Below are 26,806 nucleotides of genomic sequence, written 5' to 3'. Positions count from 1 at the left end.
CTCGTTTATACAACAGTTAAATTAAAACATTCCCTTCTATTTTATTTTATTATGTGACAAAGATAGCGATCGCCAACTCTGCACCCTCGCTAGGTACAGAATTAACTGTAATTTTTTCCCTATGTTTATCAACTATTATTTGACAATCAAGCATTTTGGTGACAAGCCCCCGGACTCATCCGTGCGAGCAATCTCAAATCTTAAATCGTATGAGGTGTGATCGCTAATTCTCAACCAGTTCCTTTCCCTATTCGGCCCTATTGGCTATGGTATGTATAGTATGGTTTCGTAAGTTGTGATGGTATCATAAAACAATAATTTGTAATTTTTAACCGCAAATATACGCAGATTAACCAGTATAGAAACTTGATAGTATCTGCGTATATTTGCCTGCATCTGCGGTTGTATTATGCTTTATTCGCCGTAGTGGCCGCCGACAACCTTACCCCGAAACACAACATAATTGTAGATGTTGTAAAAAATCATAATCGGGAGCAGAACGCCCATAAACACAATCATAAATACCAGGGCGCTGGGCGAAGCTGCGGCTTGGTAAATGGTGATTTGCGAGGGAATAATGTAGGGAAAAACAATTAATCCCAAGCCGATGAAAGTAAGCAAGAAAATCAGAATCGTCCAGACAAACGGCGTTCGTTCTTCTTTATTTGCGAGACTTTTCAGCAGCAGTCCCACCAATAGCACTCCCAACAAAGGAATCGTGGCAAAGACATAAACTAGCGGTTTATCGAACAACCTGGCTCTAGCACTTTCGTAAAAAATCGGAGTGGCGATCGTAATTAAAACTGCTCCGATTAAAGTTGTCACCGCCGCAATTTTAGCCGTGCGATAGTGATTTGTTTGCAGTTCGCCCTCCGTTTTCATAATTAGATAGGTTGAACCGATCAAAACATAGCCTTGAATCAGCGTCAAAGCAACCAAGATTGATCGCCAATCCAGCCAATCCCAAGTAGAACCTACAAAGTGACCAGCTTCATCAACCGCAATGCCTTCGAGCACAGCACCGAGGGCAAATCCTTGAGCTAAAGCTGCTAAAAAACTGCCAGCACCAAAGGCATAATTCCAGAATAACTTGCGATTAGAATGCTCGCGAAATTCAAAGGCTACAGCGCGAAATATCAAACCAAAAAGCATCATGCAAATCGGTATGTACAAGGCCGTTAAAATCGTACCGTAAGCGAGGGGAAATGCACCAAATAAAGCGCCTCCCATTAAAACTAGCCACGTTTCGTTCGCGTCCCAAACGTTGCCCAAACTCGTCATTAAAATGCCCCGGCGTTCCTCGTCGGAAGCAGTAAGAGACAGGATTCCTACTCCTAAGTCAAAACCATCTAGCATGACATATAGCAGGAGAAACAAAGCCAAAACTACAAACCAAACTTGCGGGAGAAAATGCTCCAAAGCTTGCATAAAATCTCCTATTGTTGTGCTTCCAAGGGACGTTGATCGGGAATGTGTTCTGCGGGTTGACTTTCGATGGCAGGTTCATTGTCTAAACCAGGCACAGGCAGACTTAAATTAGGCCCTTGGCGGATAATTCTGCTGCCAAAATACAAGGCACAAACAAACAAAAAGCTGTAAATAACTGCAAAGAAACTCAGAGAAGTTAAAACATTGCTGGCGGGGATGTTTGACACCGCGTCAGCAGTGCGAATTTGCCCGTATAAAGCCCAAGGTTGTCTGCCGACACAGCGCACAATCCAACCCGATTCTACAGCAATATATCCCAGGGGAGCAGCTAATACCCAAGCGCGCATCAGCCAAGGTTGACTGCTAATATTTTCAGCAGAAAGTTTGCCTCGCATCCACTGAATTATACTGAACAGCATCAGTCCTAAAAAGAAGAATCCAATGCCGGACATGATGCGGAAACAATAATAGATTAAACCCACCATCCTGGGTCTATCTTCTGGCTTCCATTCCTTCAATCCGAGTACGGGTTCGGAGAGTTTTTGCTTGAATTCCAGAACGTACCCTAAGCCATTGGGTACGCTAATTTCCCAGTCATTTTTTTGGGCTTTTTCATTAGGCAAAGCTAGCAAAGTCCAATCTGCGGACTCTCCCGCTGGTGAGGTTTCCCACTTAGCTTCGATTGCTGCTAATTTAGTGGGTTGATAGTGATAGACTTGTTCGGCGCTCAAATGTCCGATGTATATCTGCAAAGGTGCAACGGCGATTGCTGTCGCTATGGCAATTTTTAAAGACTTGGAAAAAAACGCTTGGTTGCGCTTATTGAGAATGTACCAAGCGCTAATTCCCCCAATGACAAACAGCGAAGTTTCTAACGTCGCAAAAAACATATGAAGAATGCTGTTTAATGCGAACGGGTTCAGAATTGCTTGAAAGTAATCGCTGACAATAAACTTGCCATTGACCATTTCTCCGCCTGCAGGAGTTTGCAGCCAAGAGTTAGCGACTAAAATCCAGACTGTGGATAGGTTAGCGCCGAAGGCTACCATGATTGTAGCGAAATAATGGACGATCGGGTGAACGCGCTCCCAACCAAATAGCATAATGCCTAAAAAGCCGGCTTCTAGCATAAATGCCATTGAAGCTTCAAATCCCAAAATGCTGCCAAAAAAGTCACCAACCGCTTCCGAAAATGGTGCCCAGTTTGTGCCAAACTGAAATTCCATCGGAATTCCTGAAGCTACTCCAATACCGAAGTTTAGGACGTAGAGTTTAGACCAAAAACGAGCGTGATGGTAGTAGTCAGGATTGCGAGTTTTTAGCCACATTCCTTCAACAATTACCAGGTAAATCCCCATTCCAGTTGTCAGAACTGGCCACAGCATATGGAATATGGCGGTTAGGGCAAATTGCATCCGCGATAGCGCCACGGTGTTAGATAAGATATCCATCGTTATATCCTTTGCTCAGTTCAAAAGAGGTTAGCTTGCACAAATTCCATAATGGACACTGGTTATAATGTAGTGTAAAAATTTGTGACATTTTGTAGAGTTGGCACTTTTTAAGGTTTTATACAGATTTCGGTTGTATTTTCTTGTATGTTAAAATAGGTAGATTATGATTGGCCGTTGGGTGGGGGCGGGTTTATGAGATTGTGGGTTTTAGGCATTTATTGTTGGTGAACCCGCCCCTACAAGATTTATGTTCGGTGATGGAAAGATTATCTTAGCGAACTGTGACTGTATAAGTCAGTTTAAAGGGTTTAAAATTAGCTTTATTTTGGGCTGTTCCGCTCAATTCTAGTTCGTAAATCCCAGCCTTGGGAAACACGATATCAGCTCCCGGAATGCCTTGATATTTCTCGGCAGATATGGCGGTTAAAGGCGGCTGCATCAGCGGCTTATCCCCCTCTTTACGATTTTTAGGATAAACAGCCAATTTGCAATTACACTGCTCTAGCGGGATAATTTGACCGCCCCTGCGAGTCAGCGCAAACCACACTCTCGCAGGCTGTCCGGCGCGGGGATTGTGGTTGGGTTCGAGGTGAAAGGTAGCTGCGACATCCCCGGATACTTCGACTTCGTGTGCCAAAACTGAAAGAGAGTTTAACTGCGGCGCACTGGGAATTGTTGCTTCTACTAGCACTCCCAAAAATACTAACAATCCTAAACTTTTACTTTTGTTTGACAGGTGAAACATAGAAATTTTCTAGTGATAAAACTGACCAAAACAAGCGCGATCGCACAAACATAACTAATACCACAACCACCGCTAACACGCCTGTCAGCAGTTGATTGTGCAACTTCCATTCAAAGCCACCGAGATAGTGGGAACCGATGAGTGCAGCATGAATGGCGCACAGCAAGAAAGCTGGAACGCTTAACAAGTGAAGCATTCGCCACAGTTGGCCTAGAAAATTTTGAATACGATCGCAACTTGTAACCGCCGCCGGCAACATCAACAGCAGCGACAGCATCCCAGCCATCATTCCCAACTGATGCTGCGGCAACATAAAAGATAGGGCGTCAAAATTCCATTTCAGCGTATGATCCAGCATATGAAACGTGTGGGCGAGTGCTAAGACAAACGCGCCCACACCCAAAGCCCGGCGGTAGCGCAGCAGTTGCGGCAAAAACTTGCTCACCGGACGCGCCAACAGTGCTAGCATCAAGCACAGCAGCGCTGCGTGGCCTGTAAAATCTACCATTTCATCGGTTCGCAGCAAGGTAAGAATCCCGATCGATATCGTCACCCAACCACCCGCACGAAAAAGTTGACTGCGCTTGTCGGCGCTCAATCTGCCAGCAAAAAAACTCACTCCCAGCATCGTTGGCAGCGTGCCGAGTCCAAAAGCCAGCATCGTGGCCGCACCCAAAACCGAATTTCCCGTTTCCGCCGCCTTAATCTGCGCCGCGTAGAGGAAACCGCAGGGAATCAAACCCCAAAGCAAACCCAAAGCAATCGGCACCCACCATTTTTTTTGTGCCGAAAGCTTGCTCATTGCTTGTCCGACTCGATCGTGCGACAGCGGGTGCAATCGGGGCAATCCCGGCAGCAAGTTCGGTTTAATTTGCCCTACTCCGAACCAAATCAGCATCGTGCCCGTGAGAAGTGCGATCGCCCGCCGCAATTCGCTACCCGTACCTGCCAAAAGTCCGCCAGCAATTAACACCGAACCCAGTCCGCCAATTGCAGCACCAACCAAAGCGTAAGCAGTAATTCTCCCCAAATTTAGCAGCAAATGAAAGCGGAAAGCAGCTAATTTATCGTTGCGGGAATTAGAAAGAGAAAACGCCATTGTCAGCGGGCCGCACATCCCAGCGCAGTGACCGAAACTGCCGAGAAATCCCAAAATTGCAATTAGCAGCAGGTCTAGCATTTTGAGTTAGTAGTCAGCAGTCATTAGTTATTAGTTTTTTTACTGCTGATTGATTATTGATGAGTGTTGAATATCATAAATGTAGCCTATCGATTTTGTCAAAAGACAGTCTGTCAAATTTATCTCCATCAGAGGGGCAGGTTTATTTATCCTCTGAGTTAGTTACAACTATTTCTCGTGAAACCCGCCTCTACAGACTAATGACTAATAACTAATGACTAATAACTACTTTTGTTCTGGATGGGCAGCCGCCGGCGAAGCTGCACCCATTTGATTAATAGCAGCAATTAGCTGATAAAGCCGCCCAAAATCCCGCTGGTTGAAATGCAAAGTCAGGCGCGGCAGATCGAAAGTTTCATCTCCTATTTCCGGTTCCAAAGCTTGACTTTTTTCAATTTTTCCGGTGACAACAATATCGCTAAAATCAGTATTTAGCCGATCGACCTTCTCCTCAGAAAGCTCTGTTTTCAAGCGAATTACCAATTTTTCGCGTACATAACGGCAGGAGTGATAAACCAGATAAAAACTACCGATCGCCTCGCAAGCGACATTTATATCGTCAGTAATCGTATACAGGCTGCGATCCTCGGGTGAAATCAAACCCCGGCCCCGCAATTGTTTTTGCACAAAATAATTCCAATCGTGCCAATAATCTCCTCCCGGTCGATCGATCAATACCAAAGGAGCCGGCCCGAACTTGCCAGTTTGAGTCAAAGTCAGACACTCAAAAGCCTCGTCCAGAGTGCCAAAACCACCCGGAAACAGAGCTAAAGCATCGCTCTCCCGGAGAAAAAATAACTTGCGAGTGAAAAAATATTTAAAATTGAGCAATTTGGGATCGCCGGCAATGAAAGGATTAGAACTCTGCTCGAAAGGCAACTGAATGTTCAGCCCAAAAGAACGTTCAGCAGTCGCCCCCTCGTTCCCCGCCTGCATAATTCCTCCGCCGCCGCCAGTAATCACCATAAACCCCTGCTGGGCGATCGCCCGCGCAAAGTCTCTGGCCATCAAATATTCTGCCGATTGCGGTGACACCCTCGCCGAACCAAAAATCACAATTTTGCGAACGTGTCGGTAAGGATAAAACATCTCAAAAGCGCTCTCCATATCTCGGAGCGACGCCGCAATAATTTTCCAGTCTAGGCGATCGAGCTCCTCTCCGGCCATTTGCACTATAGTAGAGAGCGATCGTTCGATCCACTCAGAGTGCTTTAACATTGGGAAGCGATCGAGCAAATCGATCAATTCAGCTTGGAGGGACTCAAAACCTTGACCAGACCCAGAACGAATCATGAATTTTTCCGAAACGATAACAAATTGTCGCTACCAAAAATTAAGGGGCAAGCCAAAGTTAGAAGCCAATAGCCACCAGCAAATTGCCCTGCTGACCACTAATAACTTTTCCCGTAGCTTTGCCCCGGTTCTGAAGCGAGTTAGCTTTCGCGGCCCACAAAGAACAGCGCGAAACCGCTCGCAATTCAGTTAAATGTACTTTTCCAGAGTGTTGGCTAGAGTAGTTTTCGGAACTGCCCCTACCACCATATCCACACGTTGACCCCCCTTAAATATCATCAGCGTCGGAATGCTGCGGATACCGTATTGGCTGGCCACGTTAGGATTCTCGTCGGTATTAACTTTTACTACCTTGACCTGCCCTTCATATTGCTGGGCAATTTCGTCTACGACGGGTGCCACCATCCGACAGGGCCCGCACCAGGGAGCCCAAAAATCCACTAGAACTGGAACTTCGCTATCGAGCACTTCCTGCTTAAAGGTAGAGTCGGTTACTTGCGCGGCTGCTGACATCCCTAGCCATCCTTGTAAATACTATTTCTCGGATAACAAGTCTAGCAAAAAATGTAACCACTTGCGTCAACGATTTTAAGAGAAGGCTTCTGAAGGAAAAAGGAAGACGGTAGAAGGAAGAGGGAAGACGGTAGAAGGTAAGAAAGCACAAGGTTTCTGAAGGAACAAGGCACTTATGTTTCCCAAGGCATTTATGTTTCCCAAGGCAGAATGCACTTATATAGAAGAAAAATTCTCCCACTCCCAGACTCTCCCTCTCTCCCCCTCTCCCCCTCTCCGGAGCGAAAAGCCTCAGTCCTGTATCTAGTAAGCAAGAGGCAAGATTTCCGGCAAAAAAGGAACCGCCCGAACAGTAGTCCGGGCGGAGTGTGGTGTGAGGAGTGAACGGAAACTTGTGTCTCCGCTTCTTCTATTGTGACATCTCCTTCTCGATAATTCCACAACATTCTGTAAATTTCGAGACTATTGAACAAATTTTGTCAAGGTATGCTGGTATTCGATCGGTAAATCTACTTACCCATGCCCAACTGCTGAGCTTTTTGATAGACTTTACCCTCAGTCAGCAGAGAAGGAGCAATTACCACTTCCACTTGCTGCATCTCCTTAATATCCTTAGCACCCAAGGTACCCATGCTAGTTTTCAGAGCTCCGAGCAAGTTGTGCGTACCGTCATCTAGCACCGCAGGCCCCCGCAAAATTTGCTCCACAGTACCCGTAGTCCCCACTCGAATGCGAGTGCCGCGCGGTAAAACCGGGCTGGGAGTCGCCATCCCCCAGTGAAAGCCGCGGCCAGGAGCTTCGGCGGCCCTGGCAAAGGGCGAACCAATCATCACTGCATCGGCACCGCAGGCAATGCACTTGCAGATATCGCCGCCGGTAATTAAACCGCCGTCAGCAATCACCGACACATATTTGCCAGTTTCGCGATAGTAGTCGTCCCGCGCGGCGGCGCAGTCTGCTACCGCTGTGGCTTGGGGCACGCCGACACCCAATACGCCCCTAGATGTGCAAGCAGCCCCCGGCCCAATGCCCACGAGAATGCCCGCAGCGCCAGTTTTCATTAAATTCAGGGCGACTTCGTAGGTCACGCAGTTACCCAAAATTACTGGGATCGGCATCTCTTGACAGAATTGAGTTAAGTCTAGAGGCGTGATCGCTTCAGGGGAAAGGAAAGCTGTCGAGACTACTGTTGCTTGCACAAAAAATATATCGGCTCCAGATTCAGCAACCGTCCGGCCGTATTTGCTCGCGCCGGCTGGTGTACCGCTGACGGCGGCAATCCCTCCTCCTGCTTTAATTTCTTTAATTCTCAGGTCGATTAATTCTGGCTTGATGGGTTCGGCATAGAGTTGCTGCATCAGGGAAACAAATTCGTGGTTCCCCACACTGGCGATGCGCTCTAATATTGGCTGGGGGTCGGCATAGCGGGTTTGAATTCCTTCTAGGTTGAGCACGCCCATTGCTCCCAATTCCGACAGCAAAATCGCCATGCGGACATCAACTACTCCATCCATGGCGCTGGCGATGATCGGGATTTCTCGATCGATCCCGCCAATCTGCCACTTGGTATCTGCCAAACTCGGATCGAGGGTGCGCTGTCCGGGTACAAGCGCAATTTCATCTATGCCGTAAGCTCGGCGAGCGCTTTTGCCCCGCCCAATTTCAATATTCACGCTGTTTCACTTCCACAATGTATTTAAATTAGACTAACAAAAAGTTAGCCCGCCCGAGTTTAGCTATCGCACGGCTGTCTTTAAAAAAAGCTCGGCACTGATTCTGATTGTATTCTGATTATATGAAATCGAAGGGGATACTTTTCCTCAGCAACGGGCACGGGGAAGACGCGATTAACTGTCAAATTCTCAAAGCTTTGAGAGTATCTGGCGTGGATGTTGATGTTTCGGCGATGCCGGTTGTCGGTGACGGGGCTGCTTACCGCCGATCAACCGTGCCAATTATTGGGCCCACCAGTCAAATGCCGTCTGGGGGAGTTTTTTACATGAATCCCCTGTTTTTCCTCAAAGATATTGGGGCCGGGCTGATTGCTTTGACTTGGCAGCAATTGCAAGCTGTTTGGACGCATTCGCGCCACTGCGATTTGGTGGTGGCGACTGGGGATATTGTCGCCGGGGCGATCGCCCATGCCAGCAACCGCCCCTATATAATTTTTCTCTCGGCCCATTCTAGTTATTACGAGGGGCGAGTCAATTTGGGTTTAATCTTGTGGCAGTTGCTTTGCTCAGAGAAATGTCTGGCGGTTTTTACTAGAGATGCTTTGACTGCTGCTGACTTAAACCAACAGGGTTTAAAGAAAGCTCAGTTTGTTGGCAATCCTGTCATGGACAACCTCAATTCTACGGGCAAAGATTTGCAGTTAATACCCGGAGTTCGGACGATCGCCCTTCTCCCCGGTTCTCGCCTCCCGGAAGCCACCGACAACCTCGTTTTGCTGCTGGAACTGGTTAAAGAAATTGCTAGTAACTCTACTTTACCGGTGCAGTTTCGGGCTGCTTTAGTTCCAGCTTTGATGCCTGAATTAGATGATATTGCGGCGCGATCCGCATGGCAAATGCGATCGGGCAAGCTCATGTTTCCAACAATCAAACGGTCTTTTGCTGAACAAGAATTAGTCGAAGTGATGTGTTCAGCCGATGCTTTCGCCGATATTTTGCAGCAGTCGAGTTTAGTAATTGGGATGACGGGAACTGCTGTCGAACAAGCGGTGGGCTTGGGAAAACCTGTAATTGCAGTACCGGGAAACGGCCCTGCCTTTACCTATAGATTTGCGGAGGCTCAAAATCGGCTTTTAGGTGATTCCGTGCAGGTTATTGGCACACAACCAGCAAATTCTGATATTCTCAAGGAAGCTGCTTTGGCAGTCGATCGCACTTTGCAAGATGATAAATATTTAGCCAGTTGCATTCAAAATGGTTTAGAGAGAATGGGGCAAGCTGGTGGCAGCATAAAAATTGCTAATTATGTGGCAAACTATCTTGGTTATTGATTGTGGTAGGGTGCGTCAATCGATTTGAGATTTGAGATTTGAGATTTTAGAGGCGACCCCACGGATAAATGCGGGGGCTTGAGGATTTTCGATTTGGGATTGATTCCACGGATAAATCACGTGGCGCGTACCACCTTTGAAATTCGCTTGTCAGGTTTGAAATTTTCAAGCGTTACGGAAAGTCTAATTCTGACGCACCATTTATTTCCTGGTGCGTCAGTATGAGATTGTTGATTTGTCGCGAAAATAATTGTGGCTGACGCACCCTACTGCTCTTTCAACAACTCAGAAACAGTCTTAAATTCGTAACCTTTCGACTGCAAATCCTTGACAATCATCTCAGTTGCTGCTACGGTTTTCGAGCGATCGCCCCCGCCGTCGTGCATCACCACAATCGAACCAGAGCGCACATTGTCAATCACCCGATTTGCGATATCTTCCGCCGTGAGTGTTTTTTCATAATCGTGGGAATCCACATCCCACATAATCAGTTTTTTGTGCATTTGGGATAGCAAGTAAGACAAAACTACAAATCGCCTACCCCAAGGTGGCCGAAAACTAATACTGTCTTGCTTAACCTCAACTTCCTGCAAAAGTTTGTCGGTTTTTTCAATCTCAGACAGCAAAACTTCCTGGGGTTTAAACATCATATCTTTGTGAGAGTAGGAATGGTTTGCCAACTCATCTCCCCTCGCGAAAATCATTTTCACGATTTCTGGATGTTTCTCAATATTGCGACCGATTTCAAAAAAAGTTGCTTTAACTTGATAGCGATCTAAGATATCTAAAAGCTGATTTGTATATGGAGGATATGGCCCGTCATCGTAGGTGAGGGCAACAACTTTCACGTCGGTATCGGCGCGGTTGATGCCGAAATAATTGTGAAATTTAGTAACTTTAATCAACAGCGATACTGCGAAAAATAATGCTATTGTGAAAAGCAGAAACTTTTGTAAATTTTTACCGATTCGCATAGCTGCACGCACTCGATCGAGAATGAAATTGGATTGTTGTCAGATTACCACAATTGGGGAGCTGAATCCTTAAGATATTTTATCATTAATTATTGTCCGTTCCGAAATTTTTCAGTTTGGGCGATCGCACAATAGCTAGACGCTTCAAGTGCCAGTACACTTGTACCCTACATATAGCGTAAGTAAGTCCAGAGCAAAAAAGCAATAATAAAAGATCGGGAGTTGTAGGGGGGGTCAGACAAGGATTTATATTTGGAGCGACTTTACTGCTCCTCTCACCCGCTCCTCCCATGTTATATTTATTTGTATACTTAACTTTTTTAGGCAGCAATAATTCCCAACATGATTTCACTGCCAGATATCACAATTGTCAGCCAGATTTACGAAAGTGCTAATTCCCTCGTATACCGAGGCATCCTCAAATCTAATCAGCAACCTTTGATTTTGAAACTCCTCAAAGAGGATTACCCCACACCAGCCGAACTCTACCGCTATCAGCAGGAATACGAAATCACTCGCCGTCTCAACCTAGAGGAAACAATTAAAGCCTACGAACTGCGAAAATATGAAAACACACAAGTCATGTTGTTGGAGGATTTTGGCGGAGAGTCCTTAAAAATTCTGCTGGAACGTCGTACCTTTGCTTTACCAGAGTTTCTCCACCTTGCCATCCAAATCACAGATGCTGTAGGCAAAGTTCATCAAAAAAATGTCATTCACAAAGATATCAATCCATCTAACATTGTCTTGAATCCTCACACCGGACAATTAAAAATCATTGACTTTGGCTTATCTACCATCCTATCCCAAGAAAATCCCAGCCTCAAAAGTCCTAATCTTCTAGAAGGGACATGGGCTTATATTTCTCCAGAACAAACAGGACGGATGAATCGAGTAATCGACTACCGCACCGACTTTTATTCTCTTGGGGTTACTTTCTATGAACTGCTAACCAACCAGTTGCCTTTTGAATCCGTCGATGCCCTTGAGTCCGTCCATTGTCATATTGCCAAACAACCGACTCCACCTCATGAAATTCATCCAGAAATTCCCTTACCTGTCTCAGGAATTGTCATGAAATTAATGGCAAAAATGGCAGAAAATAGATATCAAAGTGCTTGGGGAATTAAGGCTGATTTAGACACTTGTCTCGCTCAATCTAGAACGGGTAAAATTCAATATTTTTCCCTGGGATGCCAAGATATTTCTACTCAATTGCAACTCCCTCAAAAACTGTACGGGAGAGAATCACAGATAGAGTCCTTATTGGCTGCATTTGTTCGTGTAGCGTCTGGACAAGAGAAACAAGTAGAAACACGTTTAACAAATAACCTGAGTAACCAAACGACCACTCATTCACAAAATCTGCCCGTACAAAGAGCCACTGAACTTATGCTAATTTCTGGATACTCTGGTATTGGAAAATCAGCTTTAGTTCAGGAATTGTATAAGCTCATAACTCAAAAAAGCGGCTACTTTATTTCAGGTAAGTTTGACCAGTTGCAACGCGATATCCCCTATCAAGCTTTAGTCGCTGCCTTCCAAGAATTGGTGCGACAATTACTCACAGAAACTCAATCGCAATTACAACAGTGGCGAGAGAAGATTCGACGGGCATTAGGAATCAACGGACAAATTATAATTGATGTCATTCCTGAAGTTGAACTGATTATTGGCAAACAGAATCCCGTCCCCGAATTACCTGCCACTGAAGCTCAAAATCGTTTTAATTTAGTTTTTCAAAACTTGCTCCAAGTCTTTTGTCAAAAAGAGCATCCCCTCGTACTATTTCTAGACGATTTGCAATGGACAGACAGTGCTACCCTGCAATTAATCCAGTTGATAATGACTCATGCTAATACTCAATATCTGTTTTTGATTGGAGCTTATCGAGATAACGAAGTGAGTGCAAGTCATCCTGCCATGCTGACTTTATCTGAGATAAGCAAGCAGGGGATAGTGGTTAACCATCTCTCCCTTTCAACCCTAAATTTCAACCAGGTTAATGAATTCATTGCAGATACGCTGAAGACTGAGTGCATCCATACCCAAAGATTAGCCGAGTTGGTTTGGGACAAAACACAGGGAAATCCCTTTTTTGTCAAGGAGTTTCTGAAGTCACTTTATACAGAGCAATTCCTGAAATTTGATACTAATGCTGGGGCTTGGTCTTGGGATTTAGAACACATTATAACTAGGAACATTACTGATAATGTTGTTGAATTCATGTCCGGAAAAATTAAACTTTTATCAGAACCCACACAAAAAGTTTTACGGTTAGCCGCTTGTATTGGCAACAAATTTGATTTGACAACGCTTTCAACCATCAATGAAACTTCTCAAAAAGAAACGGCCAATGAATTATGGGATGCCATTCAAGCGGGATTGATATTACCGGTCGGGGATGAGTACAAATTTATTCAAGCAGACCTAGACTCGAATGACTTCAAAATTACTTATAAATTTGCTCATGACCGCATCCAGCAAGCCGCCTATTCCCTAATTCCCCCAGACGACAAGCAAGCGGTTCACTGGAAAATCGGGCAACTGTTGTTACAAAATACACCGCCACACATACTCCAACAAAAGATTTTTGATATTGTCAATCAACTCAACTTCGCTATTCAAGCAATTGACTTTCTGTTAGACAGAGATAAACTTGCTCAACTAAATCTGATTGCTGGCAAAAAAGCGAAGGCATCAGCAGCTTGGAAACCCGCCTGGAATTACTTAAAAATTGGTATAAATTGCCTGAGTGCAGATAGTTGGCTTCGTCAGTATGACCTAACTCTGGCACTTTATGTGGAAACAGTAGAAGCTGCTATCTTGAGTGGCCACGTGGAGGAAATGGAAAAATTGGCTGACATTGTGCTTCAACAAGCTACTTCATTGCTCGACAAAGTGAAAGTCTATGAAGTCAAGATTCAAGCCTATACAGCACAAAACCAACCGTTAGAAGCGATAGATACGGCGCTTTCAGTATTAAAGTTGTTGGGAATTCGCTTTCCAAAAACAACAACAAAATTAAATATTTTTTTTGAACTGGTGAAGACTAAGTTAAGTTTAGCAGGAAAGCGAGTTGAGGACTTGATCGACCTACCATTGATGACTAATCCTTATAAGCTAGCAGCGATGCGTATCCTCTCAAGTGTAGTTTCTGCTGCCCATTTTGCTTCACCTGAATTGCTACCGTTAATGGCGTTTAAACAGGTAAAGTTATCAATCAAATATGGGAATACTTCTGTGTCTTCTTGTGCCTATGCTACTTACGGACTAATTCTGTCTGGGGAAACCGTAGGAGACATTGAGACTGGTTATAAATTTGGGCAACTTGCTATTTTGTTACTAGATAAATTTAATACTAAAGAACTCACACCCAGAACCATATTTATTGTTAATTACTTTGTCAAACATTGGAAAGAACATCTTAGGGAAACTTTAAACCCTTTGCAGAATGCTTACTCCATCGCTCTGGAAACTGGAGACTTAGAATATGCAGCTTATGCAGTTTGTGTATACTCCTACCATTCCTATGTATTGGGGAAGGAATTGGCAACAGTCGAGGCAGAGATGGCAATGTACAGCAATACCCTCAGCCAACTGAAGCAAGAAACATCCTATTACTACAACCAACTCACTCGACAGGTTGTATTGAACTTGATGGGCCGGGCTGAAGATAAATGCCGTTTAATCGGTGAAAGCTATGACGAAACAAAAATGTTGCCTCTGCATATAGAGGCGAATGCTCAAAATCTATGTCGTTCCCTCTATTTTTTTAAGTTAGTTCTCTGCTATATTTTTCAAGACTATCAGCAAGCTATAGAAAATGCTAAATCCGCCGAAAAATATAGCGATAGCGCTGTAGGTACTATTCCTCTCTACCATTTCTACAATTCTTTACTTTATCTGGCTATTTATTCTGACGCACCAAAATCAGAGCAAAAACTCATCCTCCAGAAGGTTAAATCCAACCAGAAAAAGCTCAAGAAATGGGCTCATTTTGCTCCAATGACTCACCTCCATAAATTCTATCTAGTGGAGGCAGAGCGATATCGAGTTTTGGGTGAAAAGGCTAGGGCGATCGACTACTACGATCGCGCCATTGCCTTAGCCAAAGAACATGAGTACATCAACGAAGAGGCTTTGGCTAATGAACTGGCTGCAAAATTCTACATCGCTTGGGGAAAAGAGCAAGTTGCCCAAGCCTATATGACAAATTCTTACTACTGCTATTTACGTTGGGGCGCAAAAGCTAAAATGACTGATTTGGAACGACAGTATCCTGAACTTTTAAAGCGTTTTTCGACAGCCAATATGTCCATAAATTCGCGCAACAGCCTACCTACTACTTCTGGCAATACTTCAGGTGAACTCCTGGATTTGGCAGCCTTGATGAAAGCATCTGGGGCAATTGCCAGTGAAATTGAGTTGGATAAACTCCTCACGACTTTGATGAGAATCTTGCTGGAAAGCTGCGGCGCACAAACTGGCTATCTAATTTTAGAGTCTCAAGGACAACTGAAAGTCGAAGCGTCAGGTGAGGCTAACTCAGATCAAGTGATGGTGTTGCAATCTACTCCTATAGAAACTTGTCTGCCGGTGTCGATTATTCACTATGTTGAGAGGACTAAAAAAGGACTGATTGAAACCAATGTTGCCCGTGAAGGCAGATTTACCCAAGATGCTTATATCAAAACACACCAGCCCAAGTCTATCCTTTGCGCCCCTCTACTCAATCAAGGGCAATTAATTGGCATTGTTTACTTGGAAAATAATTTAGCAAATGGGGTTTTTACACCCGATCGCCTGGAAGTGATTCAATTGCTTTCGACTCAGGCGGCGATCGCCCTTACCAACGCCAGACTCTACACTCAGCTACAATCGACGCAAAATCGCCAGAATAAATTCCTTAATGCCATTCCTTTTGGCATATCCGTTCACGACGCGAAAGGACAACTGCTTTTCGCCAATCCAGTTTCACAGCAGTTACTGAATATTCAAGATTTACCCAAAGCCGAAATCGAGCAACTCTCAAAAACCTATCACGTTTATCGGGCAGGCACAGACCAAATGTATCCAGTGGAACAGCTACCCTTGGTGCGATCGCTTCGCGGTGAAAAAACATGGGCGGATGATTTGGAACTGCACTACAGTGAGCGAATCGTTCCCTTAGAAGTAACTAGCACGCCAATTTTTGATGAGACGGGTAATGTAGAATATGCGATCGCAGCTTTTCAAGATATTAGCGATCGCCAGCAAGCACAGATTACGCTCATTGAAAATGTCCGTTTAGAACAGGAAATTCGCGAGCGCAAAAAAACAGAAGAAGCTCTGCAGCAGAGCGAGGCACGCTACCTTGGTATTCTCGAAGACCAGACAGAACTGATTGCCAGGTATCTGCCAGATGGTACCGTTACCTTTGTCAATGAAGGCTTCTGTCGATTTTTTGGACTGACAAGGGAACAACTCATCGGGCATCACTACGCACCTGTCGTGTTTGAAGAAGACCGCGAATATATAACCAGACTCGTTAATTCCATTAGCAAAGACAATCCCGTTGTCACAATTGAAAATCGGGTGATTGTTAGCTCCGAAGTGCGTTGGACGCAGTGGGTTAACCGAGGGATATTTGATGATTCCGGTTGCCTTGTTGAATTACAGGCCGTAGGACGAGATATCAGCGATCGCAAAAAAGCCGAAGCAGAACTCGAACGGGCAAAAGAAGCCGCCATTGCCGCCAACCTCGCCAAAAGCACTTTCCTTGCCAACATGAGCCACGAATTGCGAACTCCCCTGAACGCCATTCTAGGTTTTTCTCAACTGATGAATGAGGATACAAATCTGTTAAATGAACAAAAAGAGAACCTTAACATCATTCAGCGCAGTGGAGAGCATTTATTATCTCTAATTAATCAGGTGCTTGACCTTTCCAAAGTTGAAGCTGGAGGCATGACGTTATCTGAAAATAATTTGAACATTCATCAGTTTTTAGCTGAAATCGAGGAGATGTTTGCGTTGAAAGCAAACGCTCAAAGCTTACACTTACGATTTGAATGTGCGACCGATGTTCCTAAATATATCTGCGCTGATGAAGTTAAGTTGCGGCAAGTGCTGATTAATTTTCTCAGTAATGCCGTTAAGTTTACCTCTTCGGGAAGCGTGTCTTTAGAAGTAAAAAATAAACAGGTAAAAGCCCAAAGTGAAGCCGGAACCAAAACAACCAACAACCAACAACCAACAACCATTACCTTTGAAGTAAAAGATACGGGAGTTGGTATTGCGGCAGAGGAACTCGAGAATCTATTCAAACCCTTCGTGCAAACAGCATCCGGTCAAAAAGTACAGCAAGGAACCGGATTAGGACTGACCATTAGCCGTCAATTTGTCCGCTTGATGGGAGGTGAAATAACAGTCATTAGTCACGGTAAAGCTTTCACCCCTGGAATGCCTCTCAAGGAATTTTTAGAACACACAACGGGCACAACATTTAAATTTGACATTCCTGTGGGCATCGCTGATGCCAGCGCCATTCAAAATCAACCCCACAGTCGTCGCGTCGTTGGCCTAGCGCCTAACCAACCCCAATATCGCATCTTAGTAGTGGACGATCGAGATTACAATCGGCAACTGTTAGTTAAACTCCTCCAACCTGTTGGTTTTGAGGTGCAAGAAGCGAGTAACGGTATTGAAGCCCTTGAAATTTGGGATTCATACTCACCCCATCTGATCTGGATGGACATGAGAATGCCAGTTATGGATGGGTATGAAGCCACGAAACGCATTAAAGGCACCCTTAAAGGTCAAGCTACTGCTGTTATTGCTATTACTGCTAGCGTGTGGGAAGAAGAAAAGGCAGTTATTTTATCCGCTGGTTGTGATGATTTTGTGCGAAAACCGTTCCACACAGAAGCCATCTTTGACATCATGGCTAAACATTTGGGAGTCGGTTATATTTATCAGGATAAAGAGCTAGCGTCTTCCCCTTCTAATGTGACTGGAGAACCGTTAAATTTCACTAATTTATTAGCAGCGAGGTCAAAAGAATGGATTGTAAAATTGCATGAAGCAGCTATTGACGCGGATTCGGAATTAGTGTCTCAACTCCTTAAGGAGGTTCCTGAATTTCACCCTTTCGAGCTTCAGACTCTCAGGGGTTGGGTGACGAAGTTTCAGTTTGAGAAGATTCTCGATTTAACTGAACCCTTGGTGGGTGAATCTTGATATTTTTAGGAATTACACAGGGGTGGTCAGAAACCGGGTTTTTTTACGAGAAGACGCCTTACAGCCCGTAGATACGCTAAAAAACCCGGTTTCTAGCCGTGGGAGTGCGTAAGTCCCGTTTATCTCATATGTTGCACCATTCTCCAGAACAGGCAAGATGCCTGTTCCACAAAAAGTGCATTTTCTTGTGGGGTGGGCATCCTGCCCGCCCATAGAAGGGTTATTGAGAATGGTGCAATATTTCAGGTTTATGCTATTTGATGCTAGCACGCGGTTGGTTCTGTTCAATCATTGACTTTAATGCCGACTGTTTTAAGTCTGTAAGATCGCGGATGGTAATTGAGCAACCGTCTCCCAATCTCACAGCAGTGAAATAATAGCATTTACCAAGGTAGTCACTTTCTAGATGAACCTCTCCTTCAAGCGATTCTCCAGTCTCAACAACTTCTACTAATAAATCAAACAATCCGGGACTCAACTGATTAAGCAGTTTTTTCAGAACGGGTTCGCCCGCCAGTTCTGTTCGTTTTTTCCCTAAGAGTCTGGCAAAAACAGGGTTAACTACCAAGCAGCGAAAATCTTCAATTTCTCCAGCAATATCCGCCCTCACCGCCTCCACTGCGGCTATTCCATCCAGAGATGAGTTTAGCAAATTTGCCAACAGGGCGCGAGATTGGTAGGCAATTTCAGCGGTTTGCTGGTGTCGAGCGAGTGCTTCTTTAAGCTGGCGTTTTTGGTGCTGAATAGTGACCTGAGTTTCGAGGCGAACTAGCACTTCTTCCAACTGAAAAGGTTTAGAAATGTAGTCAACTCCCCCTACCTTAAAAGCTTTAACTTTATCAAATACTTGGTCAAGTGCGCTTAAGAAAATAAGCGGAATTTCTGAGGTGTTTTCATCGGATTTGAGGGCTTCGCAAACTTGATAGCCGTCCATGTCTGGCATTTTAATATCCAGCAATATAGCATCGGGAGAATGATTGCGAACTGTCCTCAAGGCCATCGTACCATTGGTGACGCAGCGAACTTTATACCCATGCTTAGTCAGAAGTTCTGTGAGAAAATGCAGATTTTCTGGGAGGTCATCAACAATTAAAATGTTACCTTTACAAGTTTCTAATTCATCGCTGTCACTTCCTCCGGCCGCAGGGATCTTGATAAGTTTGCCTTTTGTATCGACGATCGCACTTGTGGTGCTTTGCTTCTCTAGCAGAGAGCGGAAGTTATTTTTAGTAACTTTTTCTCCCATTACGTCTGAAAGCCGCTGCCACAGGATGGCAGCTAAATCTTTGATATGTCCTATGCTCAGGTACAAGCTGTCAGCAAGTACACTATAAGTTGCGTTTTCCCAAGCAGCTTTTAAGATTTCTTTTTCCAGCAAACTTAAGGGTTTACTTGTCTTGGACTCTAAGGCTGCTTCGATAAATTCTAGGGCTTCTTCAAAAGTCATGTACTAATCAATCTCATCGGGTAAGGTTTTTAAGTTTTGCACCCTAGCTTTGAGTTATGCACCGTAGTAAGTCGGTGGAGAAATTTCTAATAGATATTATGACAGACTTATTGACAATTACGATCCGGGCGATCGCCCCCGATCGTGATTCCACCTTGTCGAAACCCGAAAAAGGGGATCGCGGCCGCCTAATTCTTTGTGAGGGCGATCGGCTTAAACCCTTAACTTGCAAGGCTTTTAAGTTGCTTGTCACCCCGTCAGCTCCAAATGATCCGACTTTCCCGACTTTACGATCCGACTTTTCCGACTTGCTTTAGGCCGGTATGCCAAACATACTATTAATAGCATCTACCAAAAGACATAGAACAGTACGAGTCATGCTGTTGATCGGCTCTATCTAAAGATAGATAGCAAAACCAGGGCGTCCGACTTTTCCGACTTTCCGATCGGACTTTCCCGACTGACAGGGGCGGGGGAGGGGAGCCCTGATACAGACATGGAAAGGATGCAGCCTCAAAAAAAGAGCAACTGAATCCAATCTTTATCCGCATAAATACTGAGACCACACTCAGCTAGATGTTTGCGGGATTGGGGTGCAACGAAAAAAGCAACAGAGGAATGTTCCTTCACATCGATTTTTCACCACTTTTAAAGTCATGTCAAATTCTCAAGTTAGTGCAACAGACATTCGGTGTTGTCCTGAAGATATAGAGAAAGCATTTTGGCAGCTATGGCAGCAGAACCGAGATGATCTTTACCGTTGCTGTCTCAGGTGGATGGGAGGGAATGCTACTGATGCTGAAGAGGTGCTCAGTCGCGCCATGCTCAAAGCTTGGGATAAATTGCCAGACTATGCCGAAAAAATCACCAACCTCCGAGCTTGGATCACCCGCTTAACCCATAATCTAGCTATAGATATACACCGAGAACGTCGCCGGAAAGCAATGCAAATGGAGGATATTGAAGAAGTAGCTGCTACAGGAAGCTCAGCAGTTATTTCTTGTTTGAACTCTCCTGAAGAAGCACTTCTACATCATGAGTTGGGACAGTACATTCGCCGCGCTATTAATACTCTTCCTTCTCGATTACGCAATCCGTTTATCCTGCGTTACTGCCACCAGATTGCCTATCAAGATATTGCCCAACAACTTGCTCTCTCGCTCAATAACGTTTACAAGCGCATCCAACAGGCACGAGATATTCTGCAAAAGCGTTTGAGCAGGTATTTGTCAGGGTTGGATGATGCTTTGTTAGATTCCTCCGAGTCGTCTAAAAAGGGGGGCGTTGCCTCGATCGGGGATGATTTTGCTGTAGGGGTAGTGCCCCAGTGCCTACCGCGTCAAGATTGTGGGGCAGCCACGGTTGGGACGGCCTCGGCTGGGGCAACCACGGGGGGATTGCCCCTACAATTCGATGAAACGATCGCATCCGACTCGATCGCCCCCATCCCTCAGAACATTGGCGAGACAATTAATTATCAGGTAACAGCATCATGTCTAGAAACACTGCACTCCGGGTGGTATCCCTCACTCAGTCCTCTGGGGTGGAGTTGAACGCTTACCTGGTTGCAGACTCCAAGCCAACCCGACAAGAGCAGAAGCGGAAAACATTAAGTGAGTACGTGCAGCAGTATCCATCTGGGTGGAAGAAACGGTTGGAATTGGCGAATCTGCTGTATGAAATGGGTCATATCGAGCAGGCGGTTGAAGAGTATCGCCAAGTAATCGATCGGCAGCAACCATCGATCGGCGTGCGGTTGCAATTGGGGAAACTCTTGCAGCTTATGGGACGAGAGGCTGAGGCAATAGCGGTTTATGAAAGTGCCTTGGCCAATGCACGCAATGAGGCGACTCGACAGCATATCAGCGGATCGATCGCACTCTGTAGAAATGACACTCAGGGCGCGATACTGGCTTTTGAGTCGGCGGCTTCCCTAGAACCAAATAATGCGGCTCACTGGCTGGCGTTGGGGCAGGTGCAGATGGGGAGAGGGGATGCGGTTCCAGCTTTGCGATCGTTCGATCGGCTTTTGTCACTGAACCCGGATGATGTTGTAGCGCTGATTGACAGCTACGACGCGAGTCAGGCAGTGGGGAATGTGCGCCAAGCGCAGCGGCGGTTGAGCAAAGCGCTAGAGGTGGCTCCGGGTGATTTCCGAGCGCTCAAACGACTGGCGGATACTCGTTGCCGGATGAGATTGGTATCGGGTGAGGAAGGCAAACAGACTAAACAGATAATTAGTTCTGTGCTGCAACAGGCTCCTGATGCGGCGGATGCCCGCGAGTTGCTGGCATATTATCACCTTTTCCGGGAAGAGTGCGCTAACGGGATTGGGGTGTTGGAACGGTTTACTGAGGAACACCCGAATCATCCTAGGGGTTGGTATTCCTATGGGCGGTGCTTGTTCCATACGGGGGAATATCAGAAAGCGGCTGAGGCGATGCTGAAGGCTTATCGTCTGTATCCGCAGGATTGTGAAATTTATCGGGCGTTGTGCGAGATTTTGCCTTTAACCTCTCCCCCAGTTCCTCTCGATCCCCCCCAGCCCCCCTTAAAAAGGGGGGAGCTAGAGCAGGCAAAGTCTTCTAATTCCAAGGGGGGAACTCCTCTGGAAGTCCCCCTTGTTAAGGGGGATTTAGGGCGATCGAACCGTCAAGTAACCCTGACATCAATAGTAGAAGAGATGCTCGATCGTTTTCCCGATCGCTGGAGTGTTTGGACGACGGCGGGGCGGGTGTTGGTGGAAAGTTTTCAGGAGATTGAGCGAGGGTGTAGTGTTTCTGTGCGGGGGACGCAACTTGAACCGCAGTTACCTGATGCTTGGTTTAGTCATGGGCGGGTGTTGGCACTGGCGGGGAAACACCGGGAAGCGGTGGAGGCTTTGGCGCAAGGATGGCAGTTGTTACCAGAAGATGGGGGTTATCTGCAATCGGTGTCTGCTGCGGTGTGGCTGGGGGAGAGTTATGGAATGTTGGGGGATGAGGTGGCGAGTCGGAAATGGTTGGAAAAGGCTTGTCAGTCTCAGGAATTGATGGAGTTTGACCCGGCTATGGCTGGTTACTGGCAAGGAAGAGCGTTGTTGGGGTTGGGGGATGTGACGGAGGCTGTGGAGGCTTATCGAAGTGCCCTGAGTCGGCGGTTGCTATACCCTTTTCGCGGGGAGGTTGAGGAGGCTGTGAAACGGTTGAAAGGTAAGAGGCGAAAGGGCGATCGGGCTAAAGCGTAGATCCTTGACTTCTTAGGGAAGTCGGGGATCTGAACCTCTCAGAGTGCATTGAGTTGGGAAAAAACTGCCTCTAACTCGAAAAATTCAGAAATTGACCTCTGGAATCGTCTTATAGGTGTAGAGACAAAAATACAATTTCGTCTCGACAGAAAGCACAGCAAATTCATCTAAAGAAGGAGAAAAATAATGATTAGATTACTTCGTCGGCGCTAAAAGTAAAAATCAATTCTGATTGAAAATTAATCAGTAATTGAAAATAGATGTTGGGTAGGCACTGCCGTCAGCGCCTACCCAATATCTATTGTTTCTGACCTCAACTTAATGACAAAATCTGGTGTGATTGGAAATTAAAGTTCTTGTGCTGAGGGTGCATTTATCTAGGAAAAAACAGCCTCTAACTCGAAAAATTCAGAAATAGACCTCTGGATTCGTCTTATAGGTGTAGAGACAAAAATACAATAAAGGAGAAGATTACCATGTGTAGAAGACTAAGAAACGGAAGACTGTACTGCCACTTCTAAAAAACATTATCTTATCAGAAATTTTTTAGTGAAAAAAGCTGATAAGATAAGACCACAAATCTAAGCCGAGTGGAAAATTACCACTCAGTTAAGTCAGGAGTAGGGTGGGCATTGCCCACCCTACTTAGTAAGGAAATATCCAGATAATAACTGCCCAAGTAAAAGTATAAATCGTGCCTGTAGACAAACTCCCATAACCTATGGAAATTATTTGGTTTTTTAAAACTATCAACAAATATATTGCCGACTATAAATGGCAATTAGTTTTAGTCTATAGCTGCCTAATTTTCGACGCCGCCTTCGATACAGTCCTGAGAGCCAGCTTAAAATACATTATCGATGCCGCCATCGTTCCCAAAAATTATAATCTGCTGATTCTCATCCTATCCCTCCTAGCCGCGGGAGCCATTTTATATGCTGCTATCGGCTTGTTTGCCAACTTCTTAGGAGCGCGTTTGGGTGTTTTAATCGTCAACAACATCCGCCGTTCCGTATTCGAGTATCTCCAGAACCTGTCAATGGAGTTTTTTGGGCGACGTTCAGCCGCAGATATTGTCAAGTGTGTCATGTCCGACACACAGCATGTGGAATATGGTTTAATTACCACCGGGCTATCTGTCGTTATTCTCGAAATCGGTAGCATCCTGTTTTCATGTATCTTCCTCTTTCTCCTCAACTGGCAGCTAGCTGTTATCAGTTGCATTGGTTTAACATTCTGCACCATTGCCCCGGCAAAAATCGCCCAACGGGCGACTGAAGAAAGTTATCAATTAATGGAAAAAGAAGGACAAATTGCTAGCGGAGTCGAAGAGAATATTCTCTCGCAATCGGTTGTCAAGATATTTGGGATGGAAACCCAAATGGTCAAGAATTTTAATACCGATCTAAACGACTTGAAACGGGTTTATATCCGAGCTACATTTCTGTCCTACTTAGTGCAGAAAATTCCCATGATTGGTTTTGTCATGACGCAGATTGTGACGTTAAGCGTCGGTGCGTCAATGACTTTCTCAAATGTGATTTCGGTAGGAACCCTGGTTTCTTATCAGCTTTTACTGGTCGGGTTGAATCTAAATATTCTCGCCTTAACTTCATCGGTACCTTATTTTATCGATGGAGTAGCAGCCCTGCGGCGCATTAACGATATCTTGTCAGAAGTCCCTGATGTTCAGGATGCCCCAGATGCGATTGACTTGCCCCATTTTCATAGTGATATTTACTTTGACGATGTTAGCTTTAGCTACTCCCAAGATAGAGGAGGAGTTAAAAATCTATCCCTAAAAATTCGCCAAGGAGACTTCGCGGTATTTGTCGGTCAAAGTGGCGCAGGCAAAAGTACAATTGTCAACTTGCTGACGCGATTTTATGACCCGGATAAAGGACGCATTCTGTTTGATGGAATTGATTTGCGTGATGCAACAGTACGCTCCCTTCGTTCTCAAATTGGGCTGGTTTCTCAGGATGTAATTCTGTTTAATTGCTCGGTGCGAGAAAACATCCGCATGGGCTATTTACAAGCTACTGACGAACAAGTCGAAGCCGCAGCCAAAGACGCCGAGATTCACCAATTTATTTTGTCCTTACCCCAAGGCTACGATACACTTGTTGGTGACAGGGGGGGACAGTTATCAGGGGGACAACGGCAAAGAATCGCTTTAGCTAGAGCCTTGGTGAGAAATCCAGCAATTCTAATTCTGGATGAAGCCACATCCGCCCTCGACCCCGCCACAGAAGCCAAAATCCTCACCACCATCGAGCACATTAGCAAAGAACGCACCGTGATTTTCATCACCCACCGCATAGCTAATGCGCTGCTCGCGGATGTCACTTACGTGATGGAAAACGGCAGCTTGGTGGTGAGTGATTGACACGCAGATTTGACCTATACTGAACATTTTGGAGTTAAAAATTATGACCAGCACAAATGATTACAAATGGCTAATTCCCTCTTCTCCTAACCTAGGCTCGAAATCTCTTGAAGAAGAGAAAGCTCTCTGGAGATAAAAGCCACGAAGATTATACCAACACCGCTTTCAGCATCACCCAAGACCCCAAAATCTGCAAAACCCTAATCCGTCCAGAGCGTTCTCCCGGCTATGATATTCCCAACTCGCCTGACATCAAAGTCCTAATTCCCGGTTGCGGCTCGGAAATTTATCTTCAGAAAACTTTACTAGAATTTTGCCCCCAAATTGGACAAGTCTACTGTACCGATTTTTCCAAAACAGCCATTGAAAAAGCACAAGCACACTGGAAAACAGCAGATGGAGATTCCCGACTCAACAATCAGCAAATCGTGTTTGAGCAAGTAGACTCCACGCGAATCACCGAACAAAAACCGGAGTGGAACGAGAAATTTGATTACGTCCTACTCGCAAATTCCGTGGTTTCCAGTGAGGATAAAACCAATCGCGAGATGATTCGGGAATTTGGAAAGGTTCTCAAGCCAGGTGGCAAGATATACGGATATTTTCCAACCACCTTATGCTTCTTAGAAATTGCCTATTTCAGTCGCAAACACGCTCACTGTGTTACAGAGGGATATATCGATGTCTACGGCAATAAAGTTTGGGATGCTGAGTGGCAAGAGGCCCAGATTTATTACACTCCCTTGCGGTTAAATCGCATCTTTAAAGAAGCGGGATTAAAACAACTCAGTTTGGAGATGCAGTTTTTAGACTATGAGCCTTTTGTTTCCATGTTTAAAGAGATGATAGCTCATGACGACCCGGATATTTTTCTCTGGCATCTTCTAGTTCGTTATGAAAAATAGGACTTAGGCATTTGGGCGAAGCATCTGGCTTGATGCTTCGTTTCCCTCAGCATGACACATAGGCTTTGCGTAATTAGGGACACGGCATTGCCGTGTCCTTCTTCGTGTCAACAACTAGGTTAAACCCGCAGTCCGGCAAGGGTTGAAACCCCTGCCTCAAAGCTAAAGTCCTCGCTCAGAGGACTGAAAAACTCATTAGTCCTCTGAGCGAGGTAGACAGGGAATTCATTCCCTGGCGGTCTGGCGGACTGGCGACTGTCAGCGGCGAGTTGTGGTTGAGGTCAAATTCTAGAATCGGGAAATTAACAGAGGCGAGAAGTGCGATCGCCCGTTTGAAGAGAAATGTATCGAAATAGAAACGCGATCGCAAATTTATTTTTTCTAGCCTCCGATAACTCCCCCCCTCCAGATTGTTTCCCAACTACGCTTCAACTATCAGAGTAATGTTATCAAGTCTCACGACGCGAACAACTTCACCGGGTTGCAAAGTTATTTCTCGAACGCACTTGGCTGGCCACCAACTGCTTTGAAATCGCACGCTGCCGCACTGATTCGGTTTAATTTCTTCTTCAACGATCGCTCTTTCTAAATGGCTGACAGTCATGATTACTTTCTCCTGATTATATATTTGCCTTAACTTTCAGAATTGATCGCAAACGACGCTGCAACGATCAAAGTAATGTTTTCAATTCCCACGACGCGAACCACCTCACCGGGTTCAAAAGTCATGTCTCGATCGCACTTCGCCGGCCACCAACTGTTTTGGAAACGAACCCGGCCGCATTCTTGAGGGCGGATTTGTTCATCTACGATCGCTGTTTCAACATCGTTAATAGACATAGCTGCTTGCTCCAGAATATAAACTCGACTCGATCTGTGTGTAAGTTAGAAGCTTGTTTGTCAACTTCCCCTCCACACTCAACAGTATCCCCGGCCAACCTCGGCCGTGTCAGTCGGTAAAAGTCTATACAAGTCCACTGTTTGAGGGTGTAAGCGAGTCGGAAAAAGTCTGTTAAAGTTGTCTCAG

The 26,806-nt window shown here is 45.3% G+C and carries 19 protein-coding genes; 7 read left to right on the top strand and 12 right to left on the bottom strand.

The window, feature by feature from the left end; all coding sequences use genetic code 11:
• Positions 1–414: 414 nt before the first annotated feature.
• The 7 genes from cydB to QUA34_RS01325 all read right to left on the bottom strand — a co-directional run bounded on the left by cydB (position 415) and on the right by QUA34_RS01325 (position 8,286).
• Positions 415–1,428 (bottom strand): cytochrome d ubiquinol oxidase subunit II, encoded by a 1,014-nt coding sequence (cydB, locus tag QUA34_RS01355; protein ID WP_333383491.1) that lies wholly within the window; start codon positions 1,426–1,428, stop codon positions 415–417.
• 8 nt (positions 1,429–1,436) lie between these two features.
• Positions 1,437–2,879 (bottom strand): cytochrome ubiquinol oxidase subunit I, encoded by a 1,443-nt coding sequence (locus QUA34_RS01350; RefSeq protein WP_333324856.1) that lies wholly within the window; start codon positions 2,877–2,879, stop codon positions 1,437–1,439.
• A 274-nt stretch (positions 2,880–3,153) separates the two neighbouring features.
• Positions 3,154–3,627 carry a hypothetical protein gene (locus QUA34_RS01345; RefSeq protein WP_333383488.1) on the bottom strand — a complete coding sequence of 158 codons (474 nt, stop codon included), beginning with the start codon at positions 3,625–3,627 and terminating at the stop codon, positions 3,154–3,156.
• Complete coding sequence (locus QUA34_RS01340) at positions 3,602–4,807, bottom strand: urease accessory protein UreH domain-containing protein (protein WP_333383486.1); 1,206 nt, start codon at positions 4,805–4,807, stop codon at positions 3,602–3,604. The genes QUA34_RS01345 and QUA34_RS01340 overlap by 26 nt, the downstream gene beginning before the upstream one ends.
• A 225-nt stretch (positions 4,808–5,032) precedes the next feature.
• A complete protein-coding gene (locus tag QUA34_RS01335; RefSeq protein ID WP_333324861.1) occupies positions 5,033–6,100 on the bottom strand; it encodes an LOG family protein in 1,068 nt (355 codons plus the stop codon).
• Between the two features lie 189 nt (positions 6,101–6,289).
• On the bottom strand, positions 6,290–6,613 hold the full coding sequence (gene trxA, locus QUA34_RS01330) for a thioredoxin (RefSeq protein ID WP_006631199.1): 324 nt from the start codon (positions 6,611–6,613) through the stop codon (positions 6,290–6,292).
• A 509-nt stretch (positions 6,614–7,122) separates the two neighbouring features.
• On the bottom strand, positions 7,123–8,286 hold the full coding sequence (locus QUA34_RS01325) for a GuaB3 family IMP dehydrogenase-related protein (protein WP_333085617.1): 1,164 nt from the start codon (positions 8,284–8,286) through the stop codon (positions 7,123–7,125).
• A gap of 122 nt (positions 8,287–8,408) precedes the next feature.
• Between QUA34_RS01325 and QUA34_RS01320 the strand changes: the two genes are divergently transcribed.
• Entirely contained in the window at positions 8,409–9,617 is a 1,209-nt protein-coding gene (locus QUA34_RS01320) for a lipid-A-disaccharide synthase-related protein (protein WP_333324863.1), read from the top strand.
• A 266-nt stretch (positions 9,618–9,883) separates the two neighbouring features.
• On the opposite strand, the gene QUA34_RS01315 is transcribed toward QUA34_RS01320, so the two are convergent.
• Complete coding sequence (locus tag QUA34_RS01315; protein ID WP_333383480.1) at positions 9,884–10,591, bottom strand: polysaccharide deacetylase family protein; 708 nt, start codon at positions 10,589–10,591, stop codon at positions 9,884–9,886.
• Positions 10,592–10,933: 342 nt separating this feature from the next.
• Between QUA34_RS01315 and QUA34_RS01310 the strand changes: the two genes are divergently transcribed.
• On the top strand, positions 10,934–17,812 hold the full coding sequence (locus QUA34_RS01310; protein ID WP_333383476.1) for an AAA family ATPase: 6,879 nt from the start codon (positions 10,934–10,936) through the stop codon (positions 17,810–17,812).
• Between the two features lie 253 nt (positions 17,813–18,065).
• Here QUA34_RS01310 and QUA34_RS01305 read toward each other — a convergent pair whose 3' ends face one another.
• Positions 18,066–19,259 carry a response regulator gene (locus QUA34_RS01305; RefSeq protein ID WP_333324869.1) on the bottom strand — a complete coding sequence of 398 codons (1,194 nt, stop codon included), beginning with the start codon at positions 19,257–19,259 and terminating at the stop codon, positions 18,066–18,068.
• A gap of 98 nt (positions 19,260–19,357) precedes the next feature.
• Here QUA34_RS01305 and QUA34_RS01300 point away from each other — a divergent pair, with 98 nt between their 5' ends.
• From QUA34_RS01300 to QUA34_RS01280, 5 genes are all read left to right on the top strand, one after another.
• Positions 19,358–19,576: a hypothetical protein gene (locus QUA34_RS01300; protein ID WP_333383472.1), complete on the top strand. Its 219-nt coding sequence runs from the start codon at positions 19,358–19,360 to the stop codon at positions 19,574–19,576.
• 339 nt (positions 19,577–19,915) lie between these two features.
• Positions 19,916–20,812 (top strand): sigma-70 family RNA polymerase sigma factor, encoded by an 897-nt coding sequence (locus QUA34_RS01295; protein WP_333383469.1) that lies wholly within the window; start codon positions 19,916–19,918, stop codon positions 20,810–20,812.
• The gene (locus QUA34_RS01290; protein ID WP_333383465.1) at positions 20,752–22,485 is read left to right on the top strand and encodes a tetratricopeptide repeat protein; all 1,734 of its coding nucleotides are present in this window, start codon (positions 20,752–20,754) and stop codon (positions 22,483–22,485) included. The genes QUA34_RS01295 and QUA34_RS01290 overlap by 61 nt, the downstream gene beginning before the upstream one ends.
• A gap of 721 nt (positions 22,486–23,206) precedes the next feature.
• Positions 23,207–24,874, top strand: a complete 1,668-nt coding sequence (locus tag QUA34_RS01285; protein WP_333383462.1) for an ABC transporter ATP-binding protein — start codon at positions 23,207–23,209, stop codon at positions 24,872–24,874.
• 107 nt (positions 24,875–24,981) lie between these two features.
• On the top strand, positions 24,982–25,779 hold the full coding sequence (locus QUA34_RS01280; RefSeq protein ID WP_333383459.1) for a class I SAM-dependent methyltransferase: 798 nt from the start codon (positions 24,982–24,984) through the stop codon (positions 25,777–25,779).
• Positions 25,780–25,954: 175 nt separating this feature from the next.
• Here QUA34_RS01280 and QUA34_RS01275 read toward each other — a convergent pair whose 3' ends face one another.
• The 3 genes from QUA34_RS01275 to QUA34_RS01265 are packed head-to-tail and all read right to left on the bottom strand — an operon-like array spanning position 25,955 to position 26,619.
• Positions 25,955–26,149 carry a hypothetical protein gene (locus QUA34_RS01275; protein WP_333383456.1) on the bottom strand — a complete coding sequence of 65 codons (195 nt, stop codon included), beginning with the start codon at positions 26,147–26,149 and terminating at the stop codon, positions 25,955–25,957.
• Between the two features lie 51 nt (positions 26,150–26,200).
• Complete coding sequence (locus QUA34_RS01270; protein ID WP_333332803.1) at positions 26,201–26,383, bottom strand: NfeD family protein; 183 nt, start codon at positions 26,381–26,383, stop codon at positions 26,201–26,203.
• 29 nt (positions 26,384–26,412) lie between these two features.
• A complete protein-coding gene (locus QUA34_RS01265) occupies positions 26,413–26,619 on the bottom strand; it encodes an NfeD family protein (RefSeq protein WP_333036967.1) in 207 nt (68 codons plus the stop codon).
• Positions 26,620–26,806 lie beyond the last annotated feature (187 nt).

Origin of the sequence: Microcoleus sp. POL10_C6, assembly GCF_036701585.1 — a bacterium.
Lineage (GTDB): Bacteria > Cyanobacteriota > Cyanobacteriia > Cyanobacteriales > Microcoleaceae > Microcoleus.
This window is presented reverse-complemented; position numbering and strand designations above follow the sequence as displayed.

Bases quoted from the DNA above. Each gene is read 5' to 3' on its own strand.
- trxA (WP_006631199.1), bottom strand. From the start codon at position 6,613: ATGTCAGCAGCCGCGCAAGTAACCGACTCTACCTTTAAGCAGGAAGTG.
- QUA34_RS01270 (WP_333332803.1), bottom strand. From the start codon at position 26,383: ATGACTGTCAGCCATTTAGAAAGAGCGATCGTTGAAGAAGAAATTAAA.
- QUA34_RS01345 (WP_333383488.1), bottom strand. From the start codon at position 3,627: ATGTTTCACCTGTCAAACAAAAGTAAAAGTTTAGGATTGTTAGTATTT.
- QUA34_RS01310 (WP_333383476.1), top strand. From the start codon at position 10,934: ATGATTTCACTGCCAGATATCACAATTGTCAGCCAGATTTACGAAAGT.
- QUA34_RS01315 (WP_333383480.1), bottom strand. From the start codon at position 10,591: ATGCGAATCGGTAAAAATTTACAAAAGTTTCTGCTTTTCACAATAGCA.
- cydB (WP_333383491.1), bottom strand. From the start codon at position 1,428: ATGCAAGCTTTGGAGCATTTTCTCCCGCAAGTTTGGTTTGTAGTTTTG.
- QUA34_RS01350 (WP_333324856.1), bottom strand. From the start codon at position 2,879: ATGGATATCTTATCTAACACCGTGGCGCTATCGCGGATGCAATTTGCC.
- QUA34_RS01300 (WP_333383472.1), top strand. From the start codon at position 19,358: ATGACAGACTTATTGACAATTACGATCCGGGCGATCGCCCCCGATCGT.
- QUA34_RS01340 (WP_333383486.1), bottom strand. From the start codon at position 4,807: ATGCTAGACCTGCTGCTAATTGCAATTTTGGGATTTCTCGGCAGTTTC.
- QUA34_RS01295 (WP_333383469.1), top strand. From the start codon at position 19,916: ATGTCAAATTCTCAAGTTAGTGCAACAGACATTCGGTGTTGTCCTGAA.
- QUA34_RS01335 (WP_333324861.1), bottom strand. From the start codon at position 6,100: ATGATTCGTTCTGGGTCTGGTCAAGGTTTTGAGTCCCTCCAAGCTGAA.
- QUA34_RS01265 (WP_333036967.1), bottom strand. From the start codon at position 26,619: ATGTCTATTAACGATGTTGAAACAGCGATCGTAGATGAACAAATCCGC.
- QUA34_RS01320 (WP_333324863.1), top strand. From the start codon at position 8,409: ATGAAATCGAAGGGGATACTTTTCCTCAGCAACGGGCACGGGGAAGAC.
- QUA34_RS01290 (WP_333383465.1), top strand. From the start codon at position 20,752: ATGTCTAGAAACACTGCACTCCGGGTGGTATCCCTCACTCAGTCCTCT.
- QUA34_RS01305 (WP_333324869.1), bottom strand. From the start codon at position 19,259: ATGACTTTTGAAGAAGCCCTAGAATTTATCGAAGCAGCCTTAGAGTCC.
- QUA34_RS01285 (WP_333383462.1), top strand. From the start codon at position 23,207: ATGGAAATTATTTGGTTTTTTAAAACTATCAACAAATATATTGCCGAC.